This is a genomic window from Streptomyces sp. HP-A2021 (assembly GCF_022807935.1).
Taxonomy (GTDB): domain Bacteria; phylum Actinomycetota; class Actinomycetes; order Streptomycetales; family Streptomycetaceae; genus Streptomyces; species Streptomyces afghaniensis.
The window spans coordinates 2,895,754-2,919,759 of the sequence record NZ_CP094344.1 but is presented as its reverse complement, the minus strand read 5'-3'; the positions used below and the strand labels follow the sequence as shown (position 1 = coordinate 2,919,759).

Sequence of the window (24,006 nt, the reverse complement as noted above, 5' to 3'; positions counted from 1 at the left end):
AGGCCCCGCGTGACGATCCAGCGGATGGACAACGTCCTCATCGTGGTCGACGACCTCGACGCCGTCCTGTCGTTCTTCGTCGAACTCGGCATGGAGCTGGAGGGCAGAGGGCCGGCCGAGGGAGCTTGGGTGGAGCGGGTCATCGGGCTCGACGGCGTCCGGCAGGAGATCGCCATGCTGCGGACCCCGGACGGTCACGGCCGAATCGAGCTGGCGATGTTCCACCGGCCGAAGGCGATCCGCCCCGAGCCGAAGGACGCGCCGCCGAACACGCTGGGCCTCCGCCGCGTCATGTTCGCCGTCGACGACATCGAGGACGCCATCGCCCGCCTGCACACCCACGGCGCGGAACTCGTCGGCGAGGTGGTGCAGTACGAGGACAGCTATCGGCTCTGCTACTTCAGCGCTTGCTGATCTACCCGGAGCAAGGGTTCATGATCAGCCAGCCGGTGCCGGAGGACGTACGTCAAGCGTTCGAGCGGCTCTGCCGCGAAGGCTTCACCAGTCGGCTCCTCAGCACCACCGGCAAGGCTTCCGCCTGACACCAACTCGGCGCCAGGCCAAGCACTCACGCCACGAGAGATGCTCCTACCCGACCGGCCACGCCCGAGCTGTTACGAGTTTCTCTACCTCATCGAGTTTCTCTACCTCATCAAGCCCCGGCTGCGCTCCACTCCGCCGGGCGCGCTTCCCGGCTCCGCTCCGGGCGCGGCTCCTGCCTTCGGCCCGCTCTGCCCGGGCTGCGCCGACGCGCGCCCACATGTGAACAGGCCGGGTCATGAGTCGAGATCCGCGGAGCGCGGCAACGCTCAAAGCATGCCTCCGGCGGGGGCGCTCAGGCTCCGAGATGGCGGGGGCGCCGACTCGCGAGTGCCGGCCGGAGTAGTGGCGGGCGCGGGGAGCTCCCATCCCGTCTGCCATCGACCCAGGCAGAGCCGAGCAGACGCGGTCCCTGGCGTCCAGGTCGTTCGTACAGTGGCGCGCTCCACCTGGACGCCAGGGACCACGCCCGCTCCACGGTGTGTGGGTCGACGGCAGACGGGATGGGAGCTGGGGGAGGTTGTGGCTGGGTAGTCCGGCAGACCTCGGCCGTCCTAGAGGGAACGCAGAGTCTCGCTGGCTCCAGCAACAAACTGCGCCATGGCCTCCTCCAGCTTCTCGGCTTCCTGGGTCTGTGCTGACCAGAGGTCGTCTTCAGTAACCGGCACAGCTGCAGCAAGTGTTTGCTCCTGCCTGTACCAGAGCGCCTCGAACGCATCAGACATGTTGGCAGCGAGCCGCTGCAGCTTGATCTCTGCGATTAGGGCGAGATGCGTCCTGTGAGTGAACAGGGCCCTCACGGCCACGTCCAGCTCCCGCTCTGCCGCAGCTCTCAACTCGCCGGATTGAGCCACGGATGCTCTACCGAGGGCGACCAGCTCCAGCCGGGCTTTGCTGATCGCTTCAAGACACTTGGCACACACGTCCCGGAGTAGCTGTTCACGCCGTGCCGAACGCTGTTCCCGCGCCTGGTGCAGTAGCTGTGTCCGCATCACCAGCCACGTCACAAGCCCAGTGATCAGACTCGCCGCAAGCGCGGAGCTCGCAGAGATCGCTGCAACCGCCACATCACCTGGCATTGCTCCCCCCTACTCCGTGTCCCTGCCGTGCCCGATCGAGCGGGAACCAGCGGGGAACAGCGGGCAGCCACGGACTCCGAGCACAGAAACGGCCCCCGACCATCTACCCAGGTCAGGGGCCGTTCTCACTGCTCATCACGCGGAGGCGGTGGGATTGAACCCACGGTGACACCGCTGCCAGGACGGTTTTCAAGATCTCCTGGCGGGGGACGCATCTCGGCGGCGCAACCCCCAAGCCCTGAACCGGCCGCTGCCGAAGATGCCGACACCGATGGACAGGGCGAGCAGCACGGATGAGGGCCCAACGCCAAGAGAGACCGAGTGGTGCCCGGCTGCCAGCGACAACAGAAACATGATCAGCGTGAGGGTCGCTCCTGCCACAGCGAGAAAGACCGCCAATTCGGCCCACCACATCGCCCGTGTTGGTTGAGTTGTCACGACGTCGTTGTACACCCGTGCCACCGGGCTTACAAGGCAGTGATCACGGCGTCCTCGATCAGTGCTGGGCCGTCCCTGGGCCGTCCGAGGCCGACCAACGCTGACAGCCGACGCCCACGGGTGACCGCCCCCACCCCGCTCTGGCCTGGGCCGCCGGAGTTGATCTGCCACACTGGACGAGTTATGCCTGCACCCGGAGAACTCACTTTCGTCGCCCCGCGCGGAGCCAAGAAGCCGCCGCGGCATCTCGCCGACCTCACTCCTGCCGAGCGCAAGGAGGCCGTTGCCGCTGTCGGGGAGAAGCCGTTTCGTGCCAAGCAGCTCTCGCAGCACTACTTCGCGCGGTACGCGCACGATCCGGAGCAGTGGACCGATATTCCGGCCGGGTCGCGCGGGCGGCTGCAGGAGGCCCTGCTGCCCGAGCTGATGACCGTCGTGCGGCATCTGTCGACCGATCAGGGCACCACCCGCAAGACGCTGTGGCGGCTGTTCGACGGGACGCTCGTCGAGTCCGTGCTGATGCGCTACCCGGACCGGGTGACCATGTGCATCAGCTCGCAGGCCGGGTGCGGGATGAACTGCCCGTTCTGTGCGACCGGGCAGGCGGGGCTCGACCGGAACCTGTCCACCGCCGAGATCGTGCACCAGATCGTGGACGGTATGCGGGCGCTCAGGGACGGTGAGGTGCCGGGCGGGCCGGCTCGGCTCAGCAACATCGTGTTCATGGGCATGGGCGAGCCGCTCGCCAACTACAACCGGGTCCTCGGCTCCATCCGGCGGCTCACCGACCCCGAGCCCGACGGCCTGGGGCTGTCGCAGCGCGGGATCACCGTCTCGACGGTCGGTCTCGTCCCGGCCATCCACCGGTTCGCGGACGAGGGCCTCAAGTGCCGCCTCGCGATCTCACTGCACGCCCCCGACGACGAGCTGCGCGACACCCTCGTCCCCGTGAACACGCGGTGGAAGGTCCGGGAGGTGCTGGACGCAGGCTTCGAGTACAGCGCCAAGTCCGGGCGCCGGCTGTCCATCGAGTACGCGCTGATCCGGGACATCAACGATCAGGCCTGGCGCGGTGACCGGCTCGGGCGGATGCTCAAGGGCAGGCCCGTGCACGTGAACCTGATCCCGCTCAACCCGACGCCCGGGTCGAAGTGGACGGCTTCCCGGCCGGAGGACGAGAAGGCGTTCGTGGAGGCCATCGCGGCCCATGGTGTGCCGGTGACGATCCGGGACACCCGTGGTCAGGAGATCGACGGGGCGTGTGGCCAGCTCGCGGCCACCGAACGGTAGTCTGACCGGCGTAAGCACAACCGTATTTTCCGACACCTTCATATTCCGACAGGGGAGCGCCACAGCGCTGAGAGTGCGGCACACGGCCGCAGACCCTCCGAACCTGGCCCAGGTCATTCTGGGTAGGGAGATCGGTCATCACTCGAGCTGTTGCGCCCTGCCCGGGACCCCCAGAGATCCCGGGCAGGGCCGCGTCTTCTCCTGGTCCTCCAGGAGGAATCCAGTGAGCAACAACCTCAAGCGGCTGACAGCCGTGGCCGTCGGGCTCGGCATGGCCGGCACGCTCGCCGCGTGCGGGTCGTCCGACGGCGGCCAGGGGTCCGGCGACTCCAAGACCGTGACCCTCGTCAGCCACGACTCGTGGGCCGCCTCGAAGGACGTCATCGCGGCCTTCGAGAAGCAGTCCGGCTACAAGGTGAACGTCCTCAAGGACGGCGACGCCGGGCAGGCCGTGAACAAGGCCATCCTGACCAAGGACAACCCGCAGGGCGACGTCTTCTTCGGCGTCGACAACACGCTGCTGTCCCGCGCCCTCGACAATGGCCTGTTCCAGCCGTACGAGCCGAAGGGCGCGGACCGGATCGCGCCGGAGTACCGGGCCGACCAGGGCAAGCACCGGGTCACGCCCATCGACACGGGCGACATCTGCGTCAACTACGACAAGAAGTACTTCGCCGACCACAAGCTCGCCCCGCCGCGCAGCTTCGACGACCTGGTCAAGCCCCAGTACAAGAACCTCCTGGTCACCGAGAACGCCTCCACCTCCTCGCCCGGCCTGGGCTTCCTGCTCGGCACCGCCGCGAAGTACGGCGACGGGGGCTGGGCGGGGTACTGGAAGAAGCTCAAGGCCAACGGCGTGAAGGTCGTCGACGGCTGGGAGCAGGCCTACAACGAGGAGTTCTCCGGCTCGGCCGGCGGCAAGAAGGCCAAGGGGGACCGGCCGCTCGTCGTGTCGTACGCCTCCTCGCCGCCCGTCGAGGTCGTCTACACCGACCCGAAGCCCAGCACGGCACCGACCGGGGTCGCGCAGGGCACCTGCTTCCGGCAGGTCGAGTACGCCGGGCTGCTGAGCAACGCGAAGAACAGCAAGGGTGGCAAGGCGCTCCTCGACTTCCTGATCAGCGAGCGGTTCCAGGAGGACATGCCGCTCAACATGTACGTGTACCCGGTGCGCGAGGGCGCCCAGGTGCCGCCGGAGTTCGTGAAGTACGGGCCGCAGGCCAAGGACCCGGAGACCATGGACCCGGCGAAGATCGCCGACAACCGTGACCAGTGGGTCAAGTCGTGGACCTCGCTCGTACTGAAGTGACCGAAGCAGCCGTCCGCAAGGACCGGCGCGGGAGCGCGGCGCGGCTCGGGCTCATCGCCGTGCCCGTCGCGTTCTTCGCGGTCTTCTTCGCCTACCCCGTCGCCGCGATCGTCGCGCGCGGTCTGAAGGTCGACGGGGTCTGGCAGTTCGGGCGGCTCGGGGAGGTGCTGGCCCAGTCGGACGTCCGGCACGTCCTGTGGTTCACCACCTGGCAGGCGGTCGTCTCGACGGCGCTCACGCTGCTGGTCGCACTGCCCGGCGCGTATGTCTTCGCCCGCTTCGACTTCCGCGGCAAGCAGGTCCTGCGGGCGGTCGTGACCGTGCCGTTCGTGCTGCCGACGGTCGTCGTCGGTACGGCGTTCCTGGCGCTGGTCGGGCGCGGCGGGCTGCTCGACGAGCTGTGGGGCGTACGGCTGGACACGACGGTGTGGGCGATCCTGCTCGCGCACGTCTTCTTCAACTACGCGGTCGTCGTGCGGACCGTCGGCGGGCTGTGGGCGCAGCTCGACCCGCGGCAGGAGGAGGCCGCGCGGATGCTCGGGGCGTCGCCGCTGCGGGCCTGGCGACAGGTCACGCTGCCGGCGCTCGCGCCCGCCGTGGCCGCCGCCGCGCTCATGGTCTTCCTGTTCACCTTCACCTCCTTCGGTGTCGTCCAGATCCTCGGCGGGCCCACGTTCTCGACCCTGGAGGTGGAGATCTACCGGCAGACGTCGGAGATCTTCGACCTGTCCACGGCCGCCGTGCTGACGTTGATCCAGTTCGTCGCTGTGGGCGCGATCCTCGCCCTGCACGCCTGGACCGTACGGCGGCGGGAGAGCGCGCTGCGGCTGGTGGACCCGTCCGCGACCGCGCGCCGGCCGCGCGGCACGGGGCAGTGGGCGCTGCTGGGCGGGGTGCTCGGCACCGTCGTCGTGCTGCTCCTGCTGCCGCTCGCCGTGCTGGTGCAGCGATCTCTGGACGCATCCGGCTTCGGCTACTACCGGGCCCTGACCAGGGACGACGGCGGAGTGTTCCTGGTGGCGCCGATCGAGGCGATCGGCAATTCCCTCGAGTACGCCGTCGCCGCCACCGCCATCGCCGTGGTGATCGGCGGCCTCGCCTCCGTCGCGCTCACCCGCCGGGACGCCGGGCGGTTCGTGCGCGGCTTCGACGCGCTGCTGATGCTGCCGCTCGGGGTGTCCGCGGTGACCGTCGGCTTCGGGTTCCTGATCGCGCTGGACGAGCCGCCGCTGGATCTGAGGGCCTCGTGGATCCTGGTGCCGCTCGCGCAGGCGCTGGTCGGTGTGCCGTTCGTCGTGCGGACGATGCTGCCCGTGCTGAGGGCGGTGGACGTGCGGCTGCGGGAGGCGGCCTCGGTGCTGGGGGCCTCGCCCTGGCGGGTGTGGCGTGAGGTGGATCTGCCGATGGTGCGGCGGGCGATGCTGATCGCGGCCGGGTTCGCCTTCGCGGTGTCGCTCGGGGAGTTCGGGGCGACGGTGTTCATCGCGCGGCCCGACAACCCGACGCTGCCGGTCGCGGTGGCGCGACTGCTGGGGCGGCCAGGGGAGCTGAACTACGGCCAGGCGATGGCCCTTTCGACGATTCTGATGGTGGTGTGCGCGGTGGCCCTGCTGGTGCTGGAGAGGCTTCGCACGGACCGGAGCGGGGAGTTCTGATGCTGCTGGCCCTGGAGGGTGCGACGGTCCGTTTCGGCGGGCGTGCCGTGCTGGACGCCGTCGATCTGGAGGTCGCCGAGCACGAGATCGTGTGCGTGCTCGGGCCCAGCGGCAGCGGCAAGTCGACGCTGCTGCGGGCGGTGGCGGGGCTTCAGCCGCTCGACTCCGGGCGGGTGGCGCTCGACGGGCGCGACCAGGCGGGCGTGCCCGCGCACCGGCGTGGGGTCGGGCTGATGTTCCAGGACCACCAGCTGTTCCCGCAGCGGGACGTGGGCGGCAACGTCGCCTTCGGACTGCGTATGCGCGGGACGTCGAAGCGGCAACAGGCCGAGCGAGTACAGGAGTTGTTGGACCTGGTCGGCCTGCCGGGCGCGTCCCGCCGGGCCGTCGCTGCGCTGTCCGGCGGGGAGCAGCAGCGGGTGGCGCTGGCCCGGGCCCTCGCTCCGAGCCCCCGGCTGCTGATGCTGGACGAGCCGCTGGGCCAGCTCGACCGGTCGCTCAGGGAGCGGCTGGTCGTCGAACTGAAGGAACTGTTCGGCCGGTTGGGCACCACCGTGCTCGCCGTGACACACGACCAGGGGGAGGCCTTCGCGCTGGCCGACCGGGTCGTGGTGATGCGGGACGGGCGGATCGCCCAGTCCGGTACGCCTCTTGAGGTGTGGCAGCGGCCGGCCGACGCGTTCGTGGCCCGCTTCCTCGGCTTCGAGAACGTCGTCGAGGCGACGGTCGGGGCGGAGGCCGCGGACACGCCGTGGGGCAAGGTGCCGGTGCCGGAGGGCGCCCCGCAGGGCACCCGGACCCTGCTCGTGCGGCCCGCGGGCGTGCGCCTGGTGCCGGCCGGCACGGGCCTGCGCTGCACGGTGACCGCGCGCACCTTCAAGGGCACCCATGTCGCCGTCCACCTCCAGCCGGAGGACGCCCCGCGCCTGGAGGCGGCCTGCGCGCTGCGGGCGGCGCCGGAGCCCGGGGACGAGGTCGGGGTGGAGTTCGACGCGACCGACATCGCCGTGCTCGACTGATCGGACCGGGCCCGGGGCACTGCACCCAGGCCTGACACGAGGCGATGGCCCGCCTCCACGAGAGGGACGGGCCACCACCGGGCGCTGAAGGGCGGGCGTCAGCTGTCGCTGCTGTTCGTCCCACGACGGCGCATGCCGAAGAACACCGCGCCGCCACCGACGACGACCAGGGCCGCCGCGATACCGGCGATGATGCCGGTGTTGGAGTCGGCGCCGGTCTCGGCGAGGTTGGAGTCACCGGCCGCGGGCGCGGGCGCGTTGCCCGCCGGCGTGGTGCTCTCGCTCTCCGACGGCGAAGGAGCCGGGGTGTCCGTCTCCTCGGCCGGCTTCGAGGGGGAGGCCGACGGGGTCGGCGTGGCCGGGGGAGTCGCCGGCGGCTTCTCCTCCTCCTTCTTGCAGGCCGTGGCCGGGGTGACGAGGTTCGGCTTGATGTCCTCGTCGACGTACGGAGCGGCCTTGACGTGGATGCGGTACTCCGCGTTCGGCTTCCAGTCCTCGGCGAAGGTGATGGTGGTGCCTTCGCGCGAGCCCTTGACCTCCTGCTCGCCGACCTTCTTCACGTCGGCGCCGTTGTTCTCCAGGTACACGGTCACGGTCGCCGGGACCCCTGCGGGGTCCACGTCGGTGACGGTGATGACGCCCTTGTCGCCGTCGCACTTCGCCTCGGCCGAGAACTCGTTGATGTTGCAGGCGAGCGCGTTGCCGGCGGCACCGAGCGCGAGCGCGGCCGAGGCGGAGACGACACCGAGGATCCGCACGGAACGTGTGACGGTACGGCGCGAAGCCGTACGGCGTGATACGGACAGAACTGCCACGTTTGTCCTTTACAGGATGCGCAAATGCGGGGGGTGGAGGCAGTGTTGACTGAACATCAGCACTACCGGGAGGCTCTCAGGTCTATAAGCGCCGCATAAGTAGTGTCAACGCATATGCAGGTTGCAAGCACTTGCTTTGCCAGCTTATTAACCGCCGAGACGTTTCAACGCCTCCGGTGCCTCCTCGATCCGCTCCACGAGCGCGATTCGCGCCTCCATCGAACGGCCCCTGGCCAGCGACTGGAGCAGCGGCCACGTCGGCAGCTTCTCCGTCCAGTGCGCGCGGTTCACGAGCACCATCGGCGTCGGCTCGCCGCGCGACTCGTAGTAGTTGGGCGTCGCGTTGTCGAAGATCTCCTGTACGGTGCCGGCGGCGCCCGGCAGGAACACCACGCCCGCGTTGGACCGGGCCAGCAGGCCGTCCTCACGCGTGGCGTTGGCGAAGTACTTGGCGATGTGCGACGCGAAGGCGTTCGGCGGCTCGTGGCCGTAGAACCAGGTCGGGATGCCCACGGAACGACCGCCCTGCGGCCAGCGCGCGCGTATCTCGAAGGCGGCCGTCGCCCACTGGGTGATCGACGGCGTGAAGTGCGGTGCCTTGGCGAGCAGTTCGAGCGACTCGGTGAGCATCTCGTCGCCGAACGGGGCGGCGTGGGCGCCCAGGTTCGCTGCCTCCATCGCGCCCGGGCCGCCGCCCGTGGCGACCGTGAGACCGGCGCGGGCCAGCTCCCGGCCGAGCCGTGCCGCCCCCGCGTACTCCTGCGTGCCACGGGCCATCGCGTGGCCGCCCATCACGCCCACGACCCGGGCGCCGGACAGGAGTTCGTCGAGCGCGTCCGAGACCGAGTCGTCGTGGACCGCGCGCAGCATGGAGGCGTAGATGTCCCGGTCCGCCTTCGTGCGCTGGAACCAGGCGTACGCCTGGGCGTCGGGCGTGGCCTCGTAGCCGTCAGCCAGCGACTCGAAGAGCTCGTCCGGCGCGTAGACATGGCCGCGGTACGGGTCGAAGGGCAGGTCCGGGACCGGCGGGAAGACCAGGGCGCCGTCCGTGCGGATCTTCGCGGCGGCCTCCTCGCGCATCGCGCAGCCGAGGAAGACGGCACCCGCCGTGTCCGTGCCGAGCAGTTCGCGCGTACGGTCCGTCAGGTCGACGGCCTGGACGCGGTGACCGGCGAGCGTGCCGCGCGCCGAGACCGTCGCGTCGAACTCCTCCAGCGTCTCGATCTCACGGTCGTCATGGTGGGCCGCATGGGCGGGCATCGTCTGCACTCGCCCATGCTGGCACAGCGCGTCTCAGCCCTCGACGGCCGCCGGGTCCATCCACACGACCTCGAAGGTGTGGCCGTCCGGGTCGTCGAAGGCACGGCCGTACATGAACCCGTGGTCCTGGGTCTCGCCGGAGACCGAACCGCCCGCCGCGACCGCCTTCTCGACCAGCTCGTCGACCTTCTCGCGGCTCTCGGAGCTCAGCGCGATCAGCACCTCGCTGGTCTTCTTCGCGTCCGCGATCTCCTTCTTGGTGAACTGGGCGTACTTCTCCTTGGTGTGCACCATCACCACGATGGTCTCGCTGATCACGACCGAGGCGGTGCTGTCATCGCTGAACTGCTCGTTGATCGAGTAGCCGAGCTCCGTGAAGAACTTCTTCGAGGCGTCGAGGTCGCTGACGCACAGGTTCACGAAGATCATCTGCTGGTACATGCGAGGTCTCTCCCATCAGGTGTGTGTCGTTACGCGGGGATAGACCGGGGGCCCGAGCGGAACTCATCGCCGTACGGAGATTTTTTTCGTACGAGTTTTCAGCGGGCTGGAGGGGCGGGCTTCAGCGGGCCAGCGGCAGCGCCGCCAGTTCGGCGACGGTCAGGGTGAGCGGGCCGAACAGGGCGAGCAGCGCGCCCGCGCGGAGGGCGGCGGCGCCGCGCAGCATCGTCGCGGGGGCGCCGAGGCGCAGCAGCGCGGCGGTGGTGTCGGCGCGAGCCTGCCGGGCCTCGACGGCGGCCATGAGGGCCGTGGCCACGGTGCAGCCGGTCACCAGCAGCACGCCGAGCGTGGTGAGCGGACCGAGCGACAGTCCGTCCGGGGCGTGCAGCAGCGCCATGGCGTACGCCGCCGCGAGCACCGCGCAGACCACGCCCAGGGGGCGGCCGATCCGGGTGGCCTCCGCCATGAGGATCCGGCCGGCCAGGAGCCGGAGGGCCCCGGGGCGGGCCGACTGGAGCAGCCGCCCGCACAGATGGGTCAGGCCCGGACCGGCCAGGGCCATGCCGACGGCGGCCAGCGCCCAGCCCGCCAGGACGCCGGGGGAGGCGCCGGAGAAGGTGAGGTCGGGGGGCGTTGGGGCGGTACGGCTCGTGTACGTCTCCACGGCGAGACCCGCGGCCAGGACGGTGATGCCCCAGGGGAGACCGGAGGGGGCGGCGGTGAGGGCGTTGCCGAGCAGGACGGTGTCCGGCAGGGCCTCGGCGGAAGCGGCGGGATCGTCGGCGCCGTCCGGTGCCGCGGCGTGCCGGGCCGGATGCCCGGCGGCGTTCCCTGCCACGTGCACGGTGCTGCCGTCGGCCGCGTGTGCGGCGGTGCCGGCCGGGATCACGGTGCTCACGGAGCCATGTGCCACCGTCTGGGACCCGGACGGCTCGGGCGGGTCCTCGACCGCGCTCACCGTGCTCCCGGCGCCCCGGGTGGTCGAGCCCGTGGCAGCCGCCGGGACGGACGCGCCCGTCCGCGCCGCAGGCGGCCCGCCGTGCTGCGCGTTCTGCCCGGCCGACGTGGCGGGTTCGGTGGCAGGACCGTCCGTGGGCCGGATGATCTGCCGGCCGAAACGGCCGTACGCCCCGAAGGTCTCGCGTGTGCTCGTGCGCCGGTACGCGCCGAAACGGCCGTACGTCCCGGCCGGCCGGGACGGTGCCGGGCTCGCCTCCCTCGGCCGCAGCGCCAGCGCCACCGCCACCGTCGCGGCTCCGGGCACGATCGCGAGCAGCGTCAGGGCTCCCGGCAGCGGCAGCGGCTGGTCCGCCGCGAGGGACTCGGCGGCCGCGCCGTCGAACGGCATGCCCGTCAGGTCGCCGCGCAGGTGCAGGAAGAACAGCAGGGCCAGCATCGAGCCCAGCGTGCAGGACAGGGCTGTCGTCGTCACCGAGACGGCCATCAGGCGCAGCGGGCCGAGGCCGATCGCGGAGAGGCCGGGGCGGGGCTTCGTACCGGGGTCGGTGCGGGCCACCGCGATCGCGAAGTACACCGTGGCGGCCAGGGGCGCCGTGCACCAGGCGAGCCTCAGCAGGGCGGCGCCGGTGGAGCCGGGGTGGCCCAGCGCGTAGCCGAGGGCGCACAGCAACAGGAAACCCGTCCCCGCCGAGGCCGCCGCGACCAGGAGGCGGCGCAGCTGGACGGCGGGGTGGGCGGCGCGGGTCAGACGGAGAGCGAGCACGCGGCCCGGCCTTCCGCCTCGGTGGGTCCGGCGACCGGCGGCAGGTGCACCGTCTGCACGCACCGCCCGTCGAGCAGGGAGAGCGTGCGGTCGGCGAGCGCGGCGGTCTCCGCGTCGTGTGTGGCCAGGACGACCGTGATGCCGTGGGAGCGGGCCGCCGTGGTGAGGGTGCGCAGCACATGGGCGCGGTCGGCGCGGTGCAGGGGCGCCGTGGGCTCGTCGGCGAACAGGACCGACGGCGCGGGGGCGAGGGCACGGGCGATGCACACCCGCTGGCGCGCGGCCTGCACCAGCTGGTGCGGGCGTTTGCGGGCGCTCTCGCCGATGTCCAGGCGCTCCAGCCACTCCAGGGCCGCCTTCTTGGCGCGGCGCCTGCTGGTGCCGCGCAGCATCAGCGGCAGGGCGGTGTTCTCCCAGGCGTTGAGCTCCGGGACCAGCGAGGGAGCCGGGTCGATCCAGCCGAAGCGGTCGCGGCGCAGCCGCTCGCGGGTGAGGGGGCCCATGGTGTGCACGGGCACGCTGTTGAACCAGACCTCGCCGCGCCGGACGGGCACCAGGCCGGACAGGCACCGCAGCAGGGTGGTCTTGCCGCTGCCGCGCGGGCCGCTGACGGCGAGGATCTCGCCCTCCCGGACGCCGAGCGAGACACCGCTGAGCGCGGGGGAGCCGTCGTCGTGCTGGAAGTGCAGGGCACGTGCCCAGAGCACGTCGTTGTCCGGCGGGGCCTCCATGGGCGTACACCTCGGTTCAGATCCGTAGTTCCCTTGCCAATCCCCCGTGCGGGGGAACGAAGGCAGGGCCGATCAGTCACTGGCACGCTAGGCAGAAGGCGGCGGGACGCCGGACAGCACGCGGCCCCGGGCCGCCGTTTCTCACTCGAACGGGCGGCACCGGGGCCGGTGTTGATCATCCATGCAGACGATCGGAGCGACGCGGGGTCACAGCTTCGTCCACGCCTCCGACAGCGTGGCGCGCAGGATCTGCTCGATCTCGTCGAACGTCGACTGGTCGGAGATCAGCGGCGGGGCGAGCTGGACGACCGGGTCGCCGCGGTCGTCGGCGCGGCAGTACAGGCCGTTCTCGTACAGCTTCTTGGAGAGGAAGCCGTACAGGACCCGCTCGGTCTCGTCCGCGTCGAAGGACTCCCTGGTGTCCTTGTCCTTGACCAGCTCGATGCCGTAGAAGAAGCCGTTGCCGCGGACGTCGCCGACGATCGGCAGGTCGTGGAGCTTCTCCAGGGTGGCGCGGAAGTTGCCCTCGTTGTCGAGGACGTGCTGGTTGAGGTTCTCGCGCTCGAACAGGTCGAGGTTGGCCAGGCCCACGGCCGCGGAGACCGGGTGGCCGCCGAAGGTGTAGCCGTGCAGGAAGGTGTTGTCGCCCTTGTAGAACGGCTCGGCCAGGCGGTCGGAGATGATGCACGCGCCTATGGGGGAGTAGCCGGAGGTCATGCCCTTGGCGCAGGTGATCATGTCCGGGACGTAGTCGAACTTGTCGCAGGCGAACATCGTGCCCAGGCGGCCGAAGGCGCAGATGACCTCGTCGGAGACGAGCAGCACGTCGTACTGGTCGCAGATCTCGCGGACGCGCTGGAAGTAGCCGGGCGGGGGCGGGAAGCAGCCGCCCGCGTTCTGCACCGGTTCCAGGAAGACCGCGGCGACCGTGTCCGGGCCCTCGAAGAGGATCTGCTGCTCGATCTGGTCGGCGGCCCAGCGGCCGAAGGCCTCGGGGTCGTCGCCGTGGATCGGCGCCCGGTAGATGTTCGTGTTCGGGACCTTGTGGGCGCCCGGCACGAGGGGCTCGAAGGGCGCCTTCAGAGCGGGCAGTCCGGTGATGGACAGGGCGCCCTGCGGGGTGCCGTGGTAGGCGACCGCGCGGGAGATGACCTTGTGCTTGGTGGGCTTGCCGACCAGCTTGAAGTACTGCTTGGCGAGCTTCCAGGCGGTCTCGACCGCCTCACCGCCGCCGGTGGTGAAGAAGACCTTGTTCAGGTCGCCCGGTGCGTGGTGCGCGAGGCGCTCGGCCAGCTCGACGGCCTTGGGGTGGGCGTAGGACCACACCGGGAAGAACGCCAGCTCCTGCGCCTGCTTGAAGGCGGTCTCGGCGAGTTCGACGCGGCCGTGCCCGGCCTGCACCACGAACAGGCCGGCGAGACCGTCGAGGTAGCGCTTGCCCTGGTCGTCGTAGATGTACGTGCCCTCGCCCCGGACGATGGTGGGGACGGGGGCCTTCTCGTACGACGACATGCGCGTGAAGTGCATCCACAGGTGGTCGTACGCGGTCTGGGAGAGGTCCTTGCTCACGGCTATCGGGTCCTCACGGTTATCGGGTTCCCCACATGTAGGTCTGCTTCTTGAGCTTGAGGTAGACGAAGCTCTCGGTGGAGCGCACTCCGGGGACGGCCCGGATGCGTTTGTTGATGACGTCCAGGAGGTGGTCGTCGTCCTCGCAGACGATCTCCACCATCAGGTCGAAGGAGCCTGCGGTCATCACCACGTACTCGCATTCGGACATGGCCGTCAGCGCGTCCGCCACCGACTCCACGTCGCCCTCGACGTTGACGCCGACCATGGCCTGTCTGCGGAAGCCCACGGTGAGCGGGTCCGTGACGGCGACGATCTGCATCACGCCCTGGTCGAGCAGCTTCTGCACGCGCTGGCGCACGGCCGCCTCGGAGAGGCCCACGGCCTTGCCGATGGCGGCGTACGGCCGGCGGCCGTCCTCCTGGAGCTGCTCGATGATGGCGAGGGAGACGGCGTCCAGCTGGGGACCGCCGTTCCTGGACTCGCGGGAGTCCCTCTGGTCTGCGCTTCGACTGGCCACCGGCTCACTGTGCACGAGGTCTCGACACTTCCGCAAGGTCTGATCGATGAAATCCGTTGTTTGTGTAGCTCACATCTGCGGATTCCGCACGATCGAAGGGAGTGGGGGTGTTGAAAACGTGGACCGGCCGACTAGGGTGGGTGTCTCAAGTACTGGACATCCGAACTGGAGGGCCGGCAGTGAGCACCGAGCTGCGTCGTCTGCGCAACTACATCGGCGGTGAGTTCCGGGACGCCGCCGACGGACGGACCACCCAGGTGGTCAATCCCGTGACGGGCGAGGCGTACGCGACCGCTCCGCTGTCCGGGCAGGCGGACGTGGACGCCGCGATGGCGGCGGCCGCCGAGGCCTTCCCCGGCTGGCGCGACACCACGCCCGCCGAGCGCCAGAAGGCCCTGCTGAAGATCGCGGACGCCTTCGAGGAGCGCGCCGAGGAGCTGATCGCGGCCGAGGTGGAGAACACGGGCAAGCCCATCGGGCTGACCCGCTCCGAGGAGATCCCGCCGATGGTCGACCAGATCCGCTTCTTCGCGGGTGCGGCGCGGATGCTCGAGGGCCGCTCGGCCGGCGAGTACATGGAGGGCCTGACCTCCATCGTGCGCCGCGAGCCGGTCGGGGTCTGCGCGCAGGTCGCGCCGTGGAACTACCCGATGATGATGGCCGTGTGGAAGTTCGCCCCGGCGATCGCGGCGGGCAACACGGTCGTGCTGAAGCCGTCCGACACCACCCCGGCGTCCACGGTGCTGATGGCGGAGATCCTCGGCGGGATCCTGCCGAAGGGCGTCTTCAACGTCATCTGCGGCGACCGCGAGACCGGCCGCATGATGGTCGAGCACGAGATCCCGGCGATGGCCTCCATCACCGGCTCGGTGCGTGCCGGTATGCAGGTCGCCGAGTCCGCCTCCAAGGACGTCAAGCGCGTCCACCTGGAGCTGGGCGGCAAGGCGCCGGTCGTGGTCTTCGAGGACACCGACATCGCCAAGGCCGTCGAGGACATCTCGGTCGCGGGCTACTTCAACGCCGGCCAGGACTGCACGGCCGCCACGCGCGTCCTCGTCCACGAGTCCATCCACGACGAGTTCGTCTCCGCACTGTCGAAGGCCGCGTCCGAGACGAAGACCGGGCAGCCGGACGACGAGGACGTGCTGTTCGGCCCGCTCAACAACCCCAACCAGCTCAAGCAGGTCGAGGGCTTCATCGACCGGCTGCCCGCGCACGCGCGCGTGGAGACCGGCGGCAAGCGGGTCGGCGACAAGGGCTACTTCTACGCGCCGACCGTCGTCTCGGGCCTCAAGCAGGACGACGAGATCATCCAGAAGGAGGTCTTCGGCCCGGTCATCACCGTCCAGTCCTTCCGCGACGAGGACCAGGCGGTGCAGTGGGCCAACGGCGTCGAGTACGCCCTCGCCTCCTCCGTGTGGACCAAGGACCACGGCCGCGCCATGCGGATGTCCAAGAAGCTCGACTTCGGCTGCGTCTGGATCAACACGCACATCCCGCTGGTCGCCGAGATGCCGCACGGCGGCTTCAAGAAGTCCGGCTACGGCAAGGACTTGTCGGCGTACGGCTTCGACGACTACACGCGGATCAAGCACGTGATGACGTCGCTGGACGCGTAGCCACTCCGTTCGGTTGTGACGGCCCCGGGCGCTGATGCCGCCCGGGGCCGTTCGTCTGCCCGCGGAATCTGTTTTTGAACATGTTCAACATGGGCGTAGAGTGCCGCCATGAGCGACAGAGCCGCCCTGCTGAAGGGCATCCGTGCGTGGCTGGTCTTCTTCGTCGTGTGCCTGGTGCTCAGCGGCGCCACGGCCTTCCCCCTGGTGCACGAACTGCGCTGGACCGAGGACCTGCTGCGCGCGCTGTCCGTGGGCGAGTATCTGCCCGGGCTGACGGACTGGATCGAGCGGGTCCGGGCCGGCCTCGACGAGGCCGACGCCGAGTACCCCTTCCTGCTCTACGGCACGGACTGGCTGGCCTTCGCGCACCTGGTGATCGCGGTCGCCTTCTACGGGCCCTACCGCGACCCGGTCCGCAACATCTGGGTCGTCGAGTTCGGGATGATCGCCTGCGCGGGGATCATCCCGCTCGCCCTCGTCTGCGGGCCGATCCGGCAGATCCCCTTCTGGTGGTCGGTGATCGACATGGCCTTCGGAGTACTCGGGGTGATCCCGCTGTATGTCGTACGGCAGCGGATCAAGCGGCTGGAGGCGCTGAGCGCCCCGGCGGCCGCCACCCCGGCGCTCGGCGGCTGAGAAAAACTGTTATCCCGAGAACCTTCACGCCGTCTCCCCGCATGTGATCCCCCACATAGCCAAGACCCCCGTCCTGCCTGAGAGGGTGCGTGCGGAAAAGTACTGATCTCAGCCGGCGAGAGGCCACCGTGGACAGTCATCACTGGCGCGCCGTCATCACGGCGGCGCAGTCCGGCGACCGGCAGGCGCTGGACGAGCTGGTCGCGGGCTGGCTGCCGCTGGTCTACAACATCGTGGGCCGGGCCCTGAACGGCCACGCGGACGTCGACGACGTCGTCCAGGAGACCATGCTGCGCGCGGTCGACAACCTCGGTTCGCTGCGCGACCCGGACAGCTTCCGGTCCTGGCTGGTGGCGATCGCCATGCGCCAGATACGCGACCGCGCCCGGCGCCGCACCCCGGAGCGGCTGGAGGAGGCGGCGGCCTCCGACTTCGCCGAACTGACCGTGCTGCGGCTGCAGTTGGAGGGGCAGCGGCGTGAGGTCGCCGAGGCCGTGCGCTGGCTCGACGACGAGGACCGGCAACTGCTGTCGCTGTGGTGGCTGGAGGTCGCGGGCGAACTGACCCGGCGCGAACTGGCCGCCGCCGTGGGCATCACCCGGCAGCACGCCGCCGTGCGCGTGCAGCGGATGAAGGAGCGCCTGGAGACCTCGCGCGGCATCGTCCGCGCCCTGGACGGCGCCTGCCCGGACCTGCGCGAGCTGACCGGACGCTGGGACGGCCGGCCCGACTCGGTGTGGCGCAAGCGGCTGGCCCGGCACATCCGCGGCTGCGGCTACTGCGGCGACCCGCGCGAGACGGTCGTACCGGCCGAACGCCTCCTGGTCGGCATCGCGCTCGTCCCGCTGCCCGTCGGGTTCACCCTGTCGCTCGCCTTCGGCGGCAAGACGGCCGTGGCCGCCGGCTCCGCCGGGTGGTCCGCCAAGCTGCTGGGCGCGCTCACCAAGCCGGCCGTCGCGATGACCGCCGGCGCGACGATCGTCGCGGGCGGCGCGTACGTCGTCACCCAGCCGCCTCACGCCCCGCCTCCCCGGGCCGCGGTCACCCCCACGGCGACGGCCACGTCCGAACCGCCGCCCTCCGCCACGCCCACACCCAGCCCCACCTCCACGCCCTCACCGTCGGCGAAGAGGAAGGTCGACCTGTACGGCACGGTCGTCGACGCCGTCGACCGCGCCCCCGACCCGGACGCCCGGCCCGCCGCCCTGCCCCGCCGCCCCGAGTCCGGCGTCACCAGCACCGGCGGCCCGAAGGCCGTCATGCAGCACCGTGGCGACAGCGTGACGCTGAGCGGCCGGGGCTATGTCCTGGTCCGCTGGCAGATCTCGCCGCACGCCCGGCCCGGCGGGGTGGTCATGCCGACCTGGACCGGCCTGAAGGGCAAGCTGTTCCACGTGGCCTCCGGCGGCTCGCGCCGCATGGACGACCCGCTGCCCGGTGCCCCGAACGGCTACGTCACCGGTATGGGCGGCCCGGACATCGGATACGCCGTGCTGCCGCCCGGCACCCAGCAGATGTGGCAGAACGAGTACTTCTACGTCGACGGCACCGTCACCCTCACCCAGAACGAACGCGGCTGCGACTACGGCATCGCCGTCTTCCCCTCCGACTGGGCGGCCGTGGACAAGGACGTCAACACGGGCCCCGCCCAGGGCGCCATCCGCTACGGCCTCGTCCGCGACACCGGCACGGACAGCGCGCCGGTGCCGCAGTACGTCACGCGGGCGACCCCGGCCGATCCGGCGACGGTCCCGCAGCGCTCGCGCGTGTAGCGCACAGCACGTCGATGCGGTTGGTCGTGATCGAGTCCACCCCCGCGTGCAGCAGCCGTCGCATGGAGCGGCGCGTGTCGGGGGTCCAGACGGACAGCAGGTAGCCGTCCCGGTGGACCCGCTCGGCGAGGGGCCGGTCCACCAGGCCGAAACGGTAGTTGAGCCAGCGCGGGCGGATCGCCTCCAGCAGGACGGGCCGGGGTGGGGCCAGCGTCGTCCACGTGAGGGCGATCTCCGCGGCCGGGTCCGCCGCGCGCACGGCGAGCATGGCGTCGGCGCCCGCGCAGTAGTAGACGCGATCCGCCGCCCCGGCCTCCCGTACGGCGTCCATCACCCGCCGCACCGCCCGTACGTCGGGCGAGCCGGGCAGGTCGATCATCACCCGGTGGCCGTCGGTCGCGGCCAGCGCCTCGGTCAGGGCAGGGACCCCGCCGCCGGTCAGTCCGCGCACCTCTTCCCAGGACAGCGCGAGCACCGGCCGCTCCTGCTCCCAGAGGCGCTTCAGCGTGTCGTCGTGCAGCAGCACCGGCACGCCGTCCCGGGTGAGCCGTACGTCGATCTCCACCGCGTCCGCGCCCCGGTCGAGCGCGGAACGCAGCGAGGCGACGGTGTTCTCGCGGTGGCGGTAGGGGTCGCCCCGGTGGGCCACGGCGGTCACGCGGCGCCCGGGGTGGCCGGGGTGCCCGGGGTGTCCCGGGTGCTCGGGGTGCTCGGGGTGCTCGGGGGAGGACGTCACCGGTCGAGCCAACCCGCGGTGTACGTGTCGATCTCCTCCTTGATCCGGGCCTTGCCCGCCGCGTCCAGGAAGGACGCCTCCACGGCGTTCTTCGCCAGGTCGGCCAGGCCCCGCTCGTCGAGGTCGAGCAGCCGGGCGGCGACCGCGTACTCGTTGTCGAGGTCGGTGCCGAACATCGGCGGGTCGTCGGAGTTGATCGTGACGACGACCCCGGCCGCGGCGAACTCCTTGATCGGGTGCTCGTCGAGGGTGCGGACCGCGCGCGTGGCGATGTTGGAGGTCGGGCACACCTCCAGCGGGATCCCGTGCTCGGCGAGGTGCGCGAGGAGCTTCGGGTCCTGCGCGGAGCTGGTGCCGTGCCCGATGCGCTCGGCCCGCAGATGTGTGAGGGCGTCCCACACCGTCTCCGGACCCGTGGTCTCACCGGCGTGCGGTACGGAGTGCAGCCCGGCGGCGATCGCCCGGTCGAAGTACGGCTTGAACTGCGGCCGTGGCACGCCGACTTCGGGCCCGCCCAGACCGAAGGAGACCAGACCCTCCGGGCGGAGCCGGTCGTCGGTGGCGAGCCGGGTCGTCTCCTCGGCGGCTTCGAGCCCCGCCTCGCCGGGGATGTCGAAGCACCAGCGCAGCACGGTCCCGAAATCGGCCTCGGCGGCCTTGCGGGCGTCCTCGATCGCGTCCATGAAGGCGCGCTCGTCGATGCCGCGGCGGGTGGAGGAGAACGGGGTGATGGTCAGCTCGGCGTACCGCACCTGCTGCCGGGCCAGGTCACGCGCCACCTCGAAGGTCAGCAGCCGGACGTCCTCCGGCGTGCGGATCAGGTCGACGACCGACAGGTACACCTCGATGAAGTGGGCGAAGTCGGTGAAGGAGAAGTAGTCGACCAGGGCGGCGGGATCGGTCGGGACCTTCGAGTCGGGGTGGCGGGCGGCCAGCTCGGACACGATCCGGGGGGAGGCGGAGCCCACGTGGTGCACATGCAGTTCGGCCTTGGGCAGTCCGGCGACGAAGGCCGTGAGATCGCGTGGGGCACGAGGGTCGACGAGATGCTCGGTCAAGGGTTCCTCCCCGGAACGGCGCCCCTGCCGGCGCATGGCGGGCGGGCGCGGGTGATCGGCTGATCGATGACTCGGAGTCATCGTATGCCGTGGGGGAGCGCCCCCTTTTGTGGGCGCGGGCTGTATCGATGTGCGGCTCCGCCGCGTGGGCGCGACCAGCCCCCACGCACCCGCACTGTGGCCCACACCGAACGGCCCCGTAGCATGGCGGCACGATCGACCCAGGGGGGATGCACCATGACGGACGCGACGCAACCAGACGGAGGCGGCGGCCACGACCCGTGGGCGCCCCCGGAGAACAAGACCTCGCTCGACAAGAATCAGACGCCACAGTCGCCGTCCGGGTCGCCGTCCGTGCACGACCAGGCCACGGTCACCTCGATGCCCAGCGCAGGGTTCACCCCACCCGCCGGCACGCCCCAGTACGACACGTCCAACTCCGGCGCTGTCCCGCCCCCACCCGTCGCCCCCGGCGGGTACGGCTACCCCGGCTACCCACAGGGAGGCGGCTACCCCCAGGGAGGCTACGGCTGGCCGGGCATGCCCATGGCCCCCCAGAACGGCATGGGTATCGCCGCGATGGTGCTGGGCATCATCTCCTGCACGCTCTTCTGCCTGTACGGCGTGGTCTCCCTGGTCACCGGCATCCTCGCCGTCGTCTTCGGCATCAAGGGCCGCAAGCGCGCCGAGGCCGGCGTGGCCACCAACCACGGTCAGGCGCAGGCGGGTCTGATCATGGGCATCATCGGGATCATCCTCGGCATCACCGTGATCGTCCTGATAGCCGTCGGCATCACGGCCGCGATCAACAGCGACGACTACGACGACGATCCGTACTACGGCGCCCAGGGGCCCGTGGCCACCGCCGCGTCCCACCGCTGAAACAGCCGTACTGCGTGGCCGATTTGGCCACTACGATTCCCTGGTCTGACAACGGAGGGGAGATCGTCCATGTCCAACACCAACCCCACGCCCGGTGGGTTCGGTCCGCCGTCCCAGCCCCCGCAGCAGCCGGCCCCCGGCTACGGCTACCCGCAGCAGGGCGGCCCCGGCTACGGCTACCCCCAGGGCAGCCCCGGTTACCCGGCCGCGCCGCCCGCGGGCTACCCCCAGGCGCCCGGGTACGCGATGCCCGCGCAGCCGAGCAACGGCATGGGAACCACGGGTCTGGTGCTGGGCATCATCGGCGTGGTGTGCAGCGTGACCTTCATTCTGTGGTTCTTCGGCGTGATCCTGGGCATCCTGGCGATCATCTTCGGCGCCATCGGCCGGGGCAAGGCCACGCGTGGTGAGGCCACCAACAAGGGGGCGGCGACCGCCGGTCTGGTCTGCGGCATCATCGCCACCGTGATCCTTCCGCTGCTGGGCTTCCTGCTCTTCGCCAGCATCATGGGCGGGCTCGGCGCGGCTGCCTGAAGCCGCTGCTCCACCGGGGGGCCGGTCCTGTGGGCCGGCCCCCGACTCATGCCCCGCGCAGCTGATCCCGCGCCTTCATCAGCGCAAAGCCCAGCAGGTTCGGCCCACGCCACCGCTCCGGATCCGCCGCCGCCTCGTCGTCCGCTGCCAGCCCGATGCCCCACACCCGGTCCACGGGACTCGCCTCGACCAGCACACGATCACCCGTGCCCAGCAGAAACGCCCGCAGCTCGGGATGCGCGCCGAACTTGTGGACACTGCCCTCCACGACGATCCGGAACCGCTCCCGCTCCCATATCGCCTCGTCGAACCCGCGCACGAGCCGCCCGGCCTTCTTCGCCTCGGCGGGATGCGCGGCCGACAGCACGGCCCGCTCCGCCGCCGCGTCCTCGAAGAGCCGGGCCTTGCCCGCCATCATCCAGTGCTCGGCCGTCGCGTACTCCACGCCGTCCACCGTGAACGGCGCCGGCCACCACTGGCTCAGACAGCTCGCCCCGATCCGGCCGTCCGGCCGCGGCCGGTGCCCCCAGAAATGCAGATACTTGATCCTGGCCCCCGCGCGGACCGCCCCGATCAGGGCGTCCCGGGAATGGACCACCCCCGTGATCTTCTCCATGCACCCGAGTCTGGCACGCACCACTGACACACCGTCCTGTCCAGGCACGGCGGACTCGACACCTGGTCGACAGATTCCGTCGCGTAACCAAAAATCAACAACGGAATCCCTTGTTGGCGTGTCATCCCTCTGTCAGGATCGGCACTCAAATCGAGCCTGAGCCACGCCGGCCCCCTCACGGGGACACGGAGGAGAGCGACATGCACAACCCGGGCAACGCCACCCCGGACCGATTCCCGGCCGAGGAGCGCTTCGCGGAGGGCGCGCAGTACATCGCCGGGCGCCTGAGCAGGGGCACCTCCGGCCGTACGCACGCGGTCGTCGACCCGGCGTCGGGCGAGGAGGTGCTCCGTTACGAACTGGCGGGCACGGCCGACGTCGACCGGGCCGTCGCTGCCGCCCGCGCCGCCTTCCCGGCCTGGGCGGCGGCCACGCCCGGCGAGCGTTCCGACGCCCTGCACCGGTTCGCCGCGGTCCTGGCCGACCGCGCCGAGGACTTCGCCCGTGCCGAGTCGCTCCAGTGCGGCAAGCCGCTGAAGTTGAGCCGGGAGTTCGACGTCCCGGGGACGATCGACAACACCGCCTTCTTCGCCGGTGCCGCACGGCTGCTCCAGGGCCAGTCCGCCGGTGAGTACTCCGGGGACCACACGTCGTACATCCGGCGCGAGCCCATCGGCGTCGTCGGCTCGATCGCGCCCTGGAACTACCCCCTCCAGATGGCCGCCTGGAAGGTCCTTCCGGCGATCGCGGCGGGCAACACCATCGTCCTCAAGCCCGCCGAGCTCACCCCGCTGACCTCGCTGCTCTTCGCCCAGGCGGCGACGGACGCAGGCATCCCGGACGGCGTGCTCAACATCGTCACCGGCACCGGCCGGGAGGCCGGTGAGCACCTCGTCGGCCACCCCGACGTGGCCATGACCTCCTTCACCGGCTCCACCGCCGTCGGCAAGCGCGTCGCGGAGATCGCCACCGCCACCGTCAAGCGCCTCCACCTGGAGCTCGGCGGCAAGGCGCCCTTCGTGGTCTTCGACGACGCCGACCCGGAGGCCGCCGCCCACGGCGCGGTCGCCGGCGCGCTCATCAACACCGGGCAGGACTGCACGGCCGCCACGCGCGCGTACGTGCAGCGACCGCTCTACGACGCCTTCGTGGAGCGGACGGCGGCGCTCATGGAGACCGTCCGGCTCGGCGACCCCTTCGCCGCCGGTACCGACCTCGGCCCGCTGATCTCGCACGCGCAGCGCGACCGGGTCGCCGGTTTCGTCGACCGGGCGCGTGCCTACGCACGCGTGGTGACCGGCGGAGAAGCGCCGGAGGGTGAGCTGGCCAAGGGCGCCTACTACCGGCCCACCCTCATCGCCGACGCCGCCCAGGACAGCGAGGTCGTCCAGTCGGAGATCTTCGGACCCGTGCTGGTCGTGCTGCCGTTCGACACGGACGACGAGGGCATCGCGCTCGCCAACGACACGCCGTACGGGCTCGCCGCCTCCGCGTGGAGCCGGGACGTGTACCGGGCGAACCGGGCCACGCGCGAGATCAAGGCGGGCTGTGTGTGGGTCAACGACCACATCCCGATCATCAGCGAGATGCCGCACGGCGGCTACAAGTCCTCCGGCTTCGGCAAGGACATGTCCGCGTACTCGTTCGAGGAATACACCCAGATCAAGCACGTCATGTTCGACAACACCGCGGTGGCCGCGAAGGACTGGCACCGCACCGTCTTCGGGGACCGATAGTCGTCTGCAGGCCGCCTGACCAACGGCC

At 70.8% G+C, this 24,006-nt stretch carries 22 protein-coding genes, 1 pseudogene and 1 riboswitch; of the genes and pseudogenes, 12 read left to right on the top strand and 11 right to left on the bottom strand.

Annotated features, from left to right (window positions below; all coding sequences use genetic code 11):
• Positions 1–9 precede the first annotated feature (9 nt).
• On the top strand, positions 10–414 hold the full coding sequence (locus MQE23_RS13100; protein ID WP_051185573.1) for a VOC family protein: 405 nt from the start codon (positions 10–12) through the stop codon (positions 412–414).
• Positions 399–542, top strand: a pseudogene (locus MQE23_RS13095) (YdcF family protein); the annotation flags it as partial. The gene MQE23_RS13100 and the pseudogene MQE23_RS13095, both read left to right, overlap by 16 nt.
• Before the next feature lie 552 nt (positions 543–1,094).
• Here MQE23_RS13095 and MQE23_RS13090 read toward each other — a convergent pair.
• Entirely contained in the window at positions 1,095–1,619 is a 525-nt protein-coding gene (locus MQE23_RS13090) for a hypothetical protein (RefSeq protein WP_128092567.1), read from the bottom strand.
• A 621-nt stretch (positions 1,620–2,240) separates the two neighbouring features.
• On the opposite strand from MQE23_RS13090, the gene rlmN reads away from it, so the two are divergent.
• The 4 genes from rlmN (at position 2,241) to MQE23_RS13070 (ending at position 7,330) form a co-directional block, all read left to right on the top strand.
• Positions 2,241–3,347, top strand: a complete 1,107-nt coding sequence (gene rlmN / locus MQE23_RS13085) for a 23S rRNA (adenine(2503)-C(2))-methyltransferase RlmN (protein ID WP_020272893.1) — start codon at positions 2,241–2,243, stop codon at positions 3,345–3,347.
• A gap of 40 nt (positions 3,348–3,387) precedes the next feature.
• Positions 3,388–3,494: riboswitch (TPP riboswitch) on the top strand.
• Positions 3,495–3,618: 124 nt separating this feature from the next.
• Complete coding sequence (locus MQE23_RS13080) at positions 3,619–4,656, top strand: thiamine ABC transporter substrate-binding protein (protein WP_051185576.1); 1,038 nt, start codon at positions 3,619–3,621, stop codon at positions 4,654–4,656.
• A complete protein-coding gene (locus MQE23_RS13075) occupies positions 4,632–6,311 on the top strand; it encodes an iron ABC transporter permease (protein ID WP_243379237.1) in 1,680 nt (559 codons plus the stop codon). Before MQE23_RS13080 ends, MQE23_RS13075 begins: the two co-directional genes overlap by 25 nt.
• Entirely contained in the window at positions 6,311–7,330 is a 1,020-nt protein-coding gene (locus tag MQE23_RS13070; protein ID WP_020272890.1) for an ABC transporter ATP-binding protein, read from the top strand. Before MQE23_RS13075 ends, MQE23_RS13070 begins: the two co-directional genes overlap by 1 nt.
• A 98-nt stretch (positions 7,331–7,428) precedes the next feature.
• Here the strand turns inward: MQE23_RS13070 and MQE23_RS13065 are convergent, their stop codons facing one another.
• From MQE23_RS13065 to MQE23_RS13035, 7 genes are all read right to left on the bottom strand, one after another.
• The gene (locus tag MQE23_RS13065; RefSeq protein WP_020272889.1) at positions 7,429–8,088 is read right to left on the bottom strand and encodes an LAETG motif-containing sortase-dependent surface protein; all 660 of its coding nucleotides are present in this window, start codon (positions 8,086–8,088) and stop codon (positions 7,429–7,431) included.
• Between the two features lie 204 nt (positions 8,089–8,292).
• The gene (locus MQE23_RS13060; protein WP_020272888.1) at positions 8,293–9,414 is read right to left on the bottom strand and encodes an LOG family protein; all 1,122 of its coding nucleotides are present in this window, start codon (positions 9,412–9,414) and stop codon (positions 8,293–8,295) included.
• 24 nt (positions 9,415–9,438) lie between these two features.
• A complete protein-coding gene (locus tag MQE23_RS13055; protein WP_020272887.1) occupies positions 9,439–9,846 on the bottom strand; it encodes a VOC family protein in 408 nt (135 codons plus the stop codon).
• Positions 9,847–9,967: 121 nt separating this feature from the next.
• The gene (locus tag MQE23_RS13050; protein WP_243379236.1) at positions 9,968–11,569 is read right to left on the bottom strand and encodes a hypothetical protein; all 1,602 of its coding nucleotides are present in this window, start codon (positions 11,567–11,569) and stop codon (positions 9,968–9,970) included.
• Positions 11,551–12,300: an ATP-binding cassette domain-containing protein gene (locus MQE23_RS13045; protein ID WP_020272884.1), complete on the bottom strand. Its 750-nt coding sequence runs from the start codon at positions 12,298–12,300 to the stop codon at positions 11,551–11,553. Before MQE23_RS13045 ends, MQE23_RS13050 begins: the two co-directional genes overlap by 19 nt.
• A 207-nt stretch (positions 12,301–12,507) precedes the next feature.
• Positions 12,508–13,869 (bottom strand): aspartate aminotransferase family protein, encoded by a 1,362-nt coding sequence (locus tag MQE23_RS13040; protein WP_020272883.1) that lies wholly within the window; start codon positions 13,867–13,869, stop codon positions 12,508–12,510.
• A 19-nt stretch (positions 13,870–13,888) separates the two neighbouring features.
• Positions 13,889–14,404 (bottom strand): Lrp/AsnC family transcriptional regulator, encoded by a 516-nt coding sequence (locus tag MQE23_RS13035; RefSeq protein WP_010044422.1) that lies wholly within the window; start codon positions 14,402–14,404, stop codon positions 13,889–13,891.
• Positions 14,405–14,568: 164 nt separating this feature from the next.
• Between MQE23_RS13035 and MQE23_RS13030 the strand changes: the two genes are divergently transcribed.
• The 3 genes from MQE23_RS13030 (at position 14,569) to MQE23_RS13020 (ending at position 18,416) form a co-directional block, all read left to right on the top strand.
• Positions 14,569–16,008, top strand: a complete 1,440-nt coding sequence (locus MQE23_RS13030; protein ID WP_020272882.1) for a gamma-aminobutyraldehyde dehydrogenase — start codon at positions 14,569–14,571, stop codon at positions 16,006–16,008.
• 108 nt (positions 16,009–16,116) lie between these two features.
• Positions 16,117–16,644, top strand: a complete 528-nt coding sequence (locus MQE23_RS13025) for a hypothetical protein (RefSeq protein WP_020272881.1) — start codon at positions 16,117–16,119, stop codon at positions 16,642–16,644.
• A gap of 128 nt (positions 16,645–16,772) precedes the next feature.
• On the top strand, positions 16,773–18,416 hold the full coding sequence (locus MQE23_RS13020; RefSeq protein ID WP_243379235.1) for a sigma-70 family RNA polymerase sigma factor: 1,644 nt from the start codon (positions 16,773–16,775) through the stop codon (positions 18,414–18,416).
• Here MQE23_RS13020 and MQE23_RS13015 read toward each other — a convergent pair.
• Both MQE23_RS13015 and MQE23_RS13010 read right to left on the bottom strand, forming a co-directional pair.
• The gene (locus MQE23_RS13015) at positions 18,361–19,065 is read right to left on the bottom strand and encodes a glycerophosphodiester phosphodiesterase (protein WP_243382614.1); all 705 of its coding nucleotides are present in this window, start codon (positions 19,063–19,065) and stop codon (positions 18,361–18,363) included. The two genes, MQE23_RS13020 and MQE23_RS13015, sit on opposite strands and share 56 nt — an antisense overlap.
• Before the next feature lie 83 nt (positions 19,066–19,148).
• The gene (locus MQE23_RS13010; RefSeq protein ID WP_128092566.1) at positions 19,149–20,291 is read right to left on the bottom strand and encodes an adenosine deaminase; all 1,143 of its coding nucleotides are present in this window, start codon (positions 20,289–20,291) and stop codon (positions 19,149–19,151) included.
• A 156-nt stretch (positions 20,292–20,447) separates the two neighbouring features.
• On the opposite strand from MQE23_RS13010, the gene MQE23_RS13005 reads away from it, so the two are divergent.
• Both MQE23_RS13005 and MQE23_RS13000 read left to right on the top strand, forming a co-directional pair.
• Positions 20,448–21,092, top strand: a complete 645-nt coding sequence (locus tag MQE23_RS13005; protein ID WP_037669419.1) for a DUF4190 domain-containing protein — start codon at positions 20,448–20,450, stop codon at positions 21,090–21,092.
• Between the two features lie 69 nt (positions 21,093–21,161).
• Entirely contained in the window at positions 21,162–21,626 is a 465-nt protein-coding gene (locus MQE23_RS13000) for a DUF4190 domain-containing protein (RefSeq protein ID WP_243379234.1), read from the top strand.
• A gap of 46 nt (positions 21,627–21,672) precedes the next feature.
• Here MQE23_RS13000 and MQE23_RS12995 read toward each other — a convergent pair whose 3' ends face one another.
• Positions 21,673–22,242, bottom strand: a complete 570-nt coding sequence (locus tag MQE23_RS12995; protein ID WP_020272875.1) for an NADAR family protein — start codon at positions 22,240–22,242, stop codon at positions 21,673–21,675.
• Between the two features lie 200 nt (positions 22,243–22,442).
• Here MQE23_RS12995 and MQE23_RS12990 point away from each other — a divergent pair, with 200 nt between their 5' ends.
• A complete protein-coding gene (locus tag MQE23_RS12990; protein ID WP_020272873.1) occupies positions 22,443–23,978 on the top strand; it encodes a gamma-aminobutyraldehyde dehydrogenase in 1,536 nt (511 codons plus the stop codon).
• The last annotated feature ends 28 nt before the right edge of the window (positions 23,979–24,006 follow it).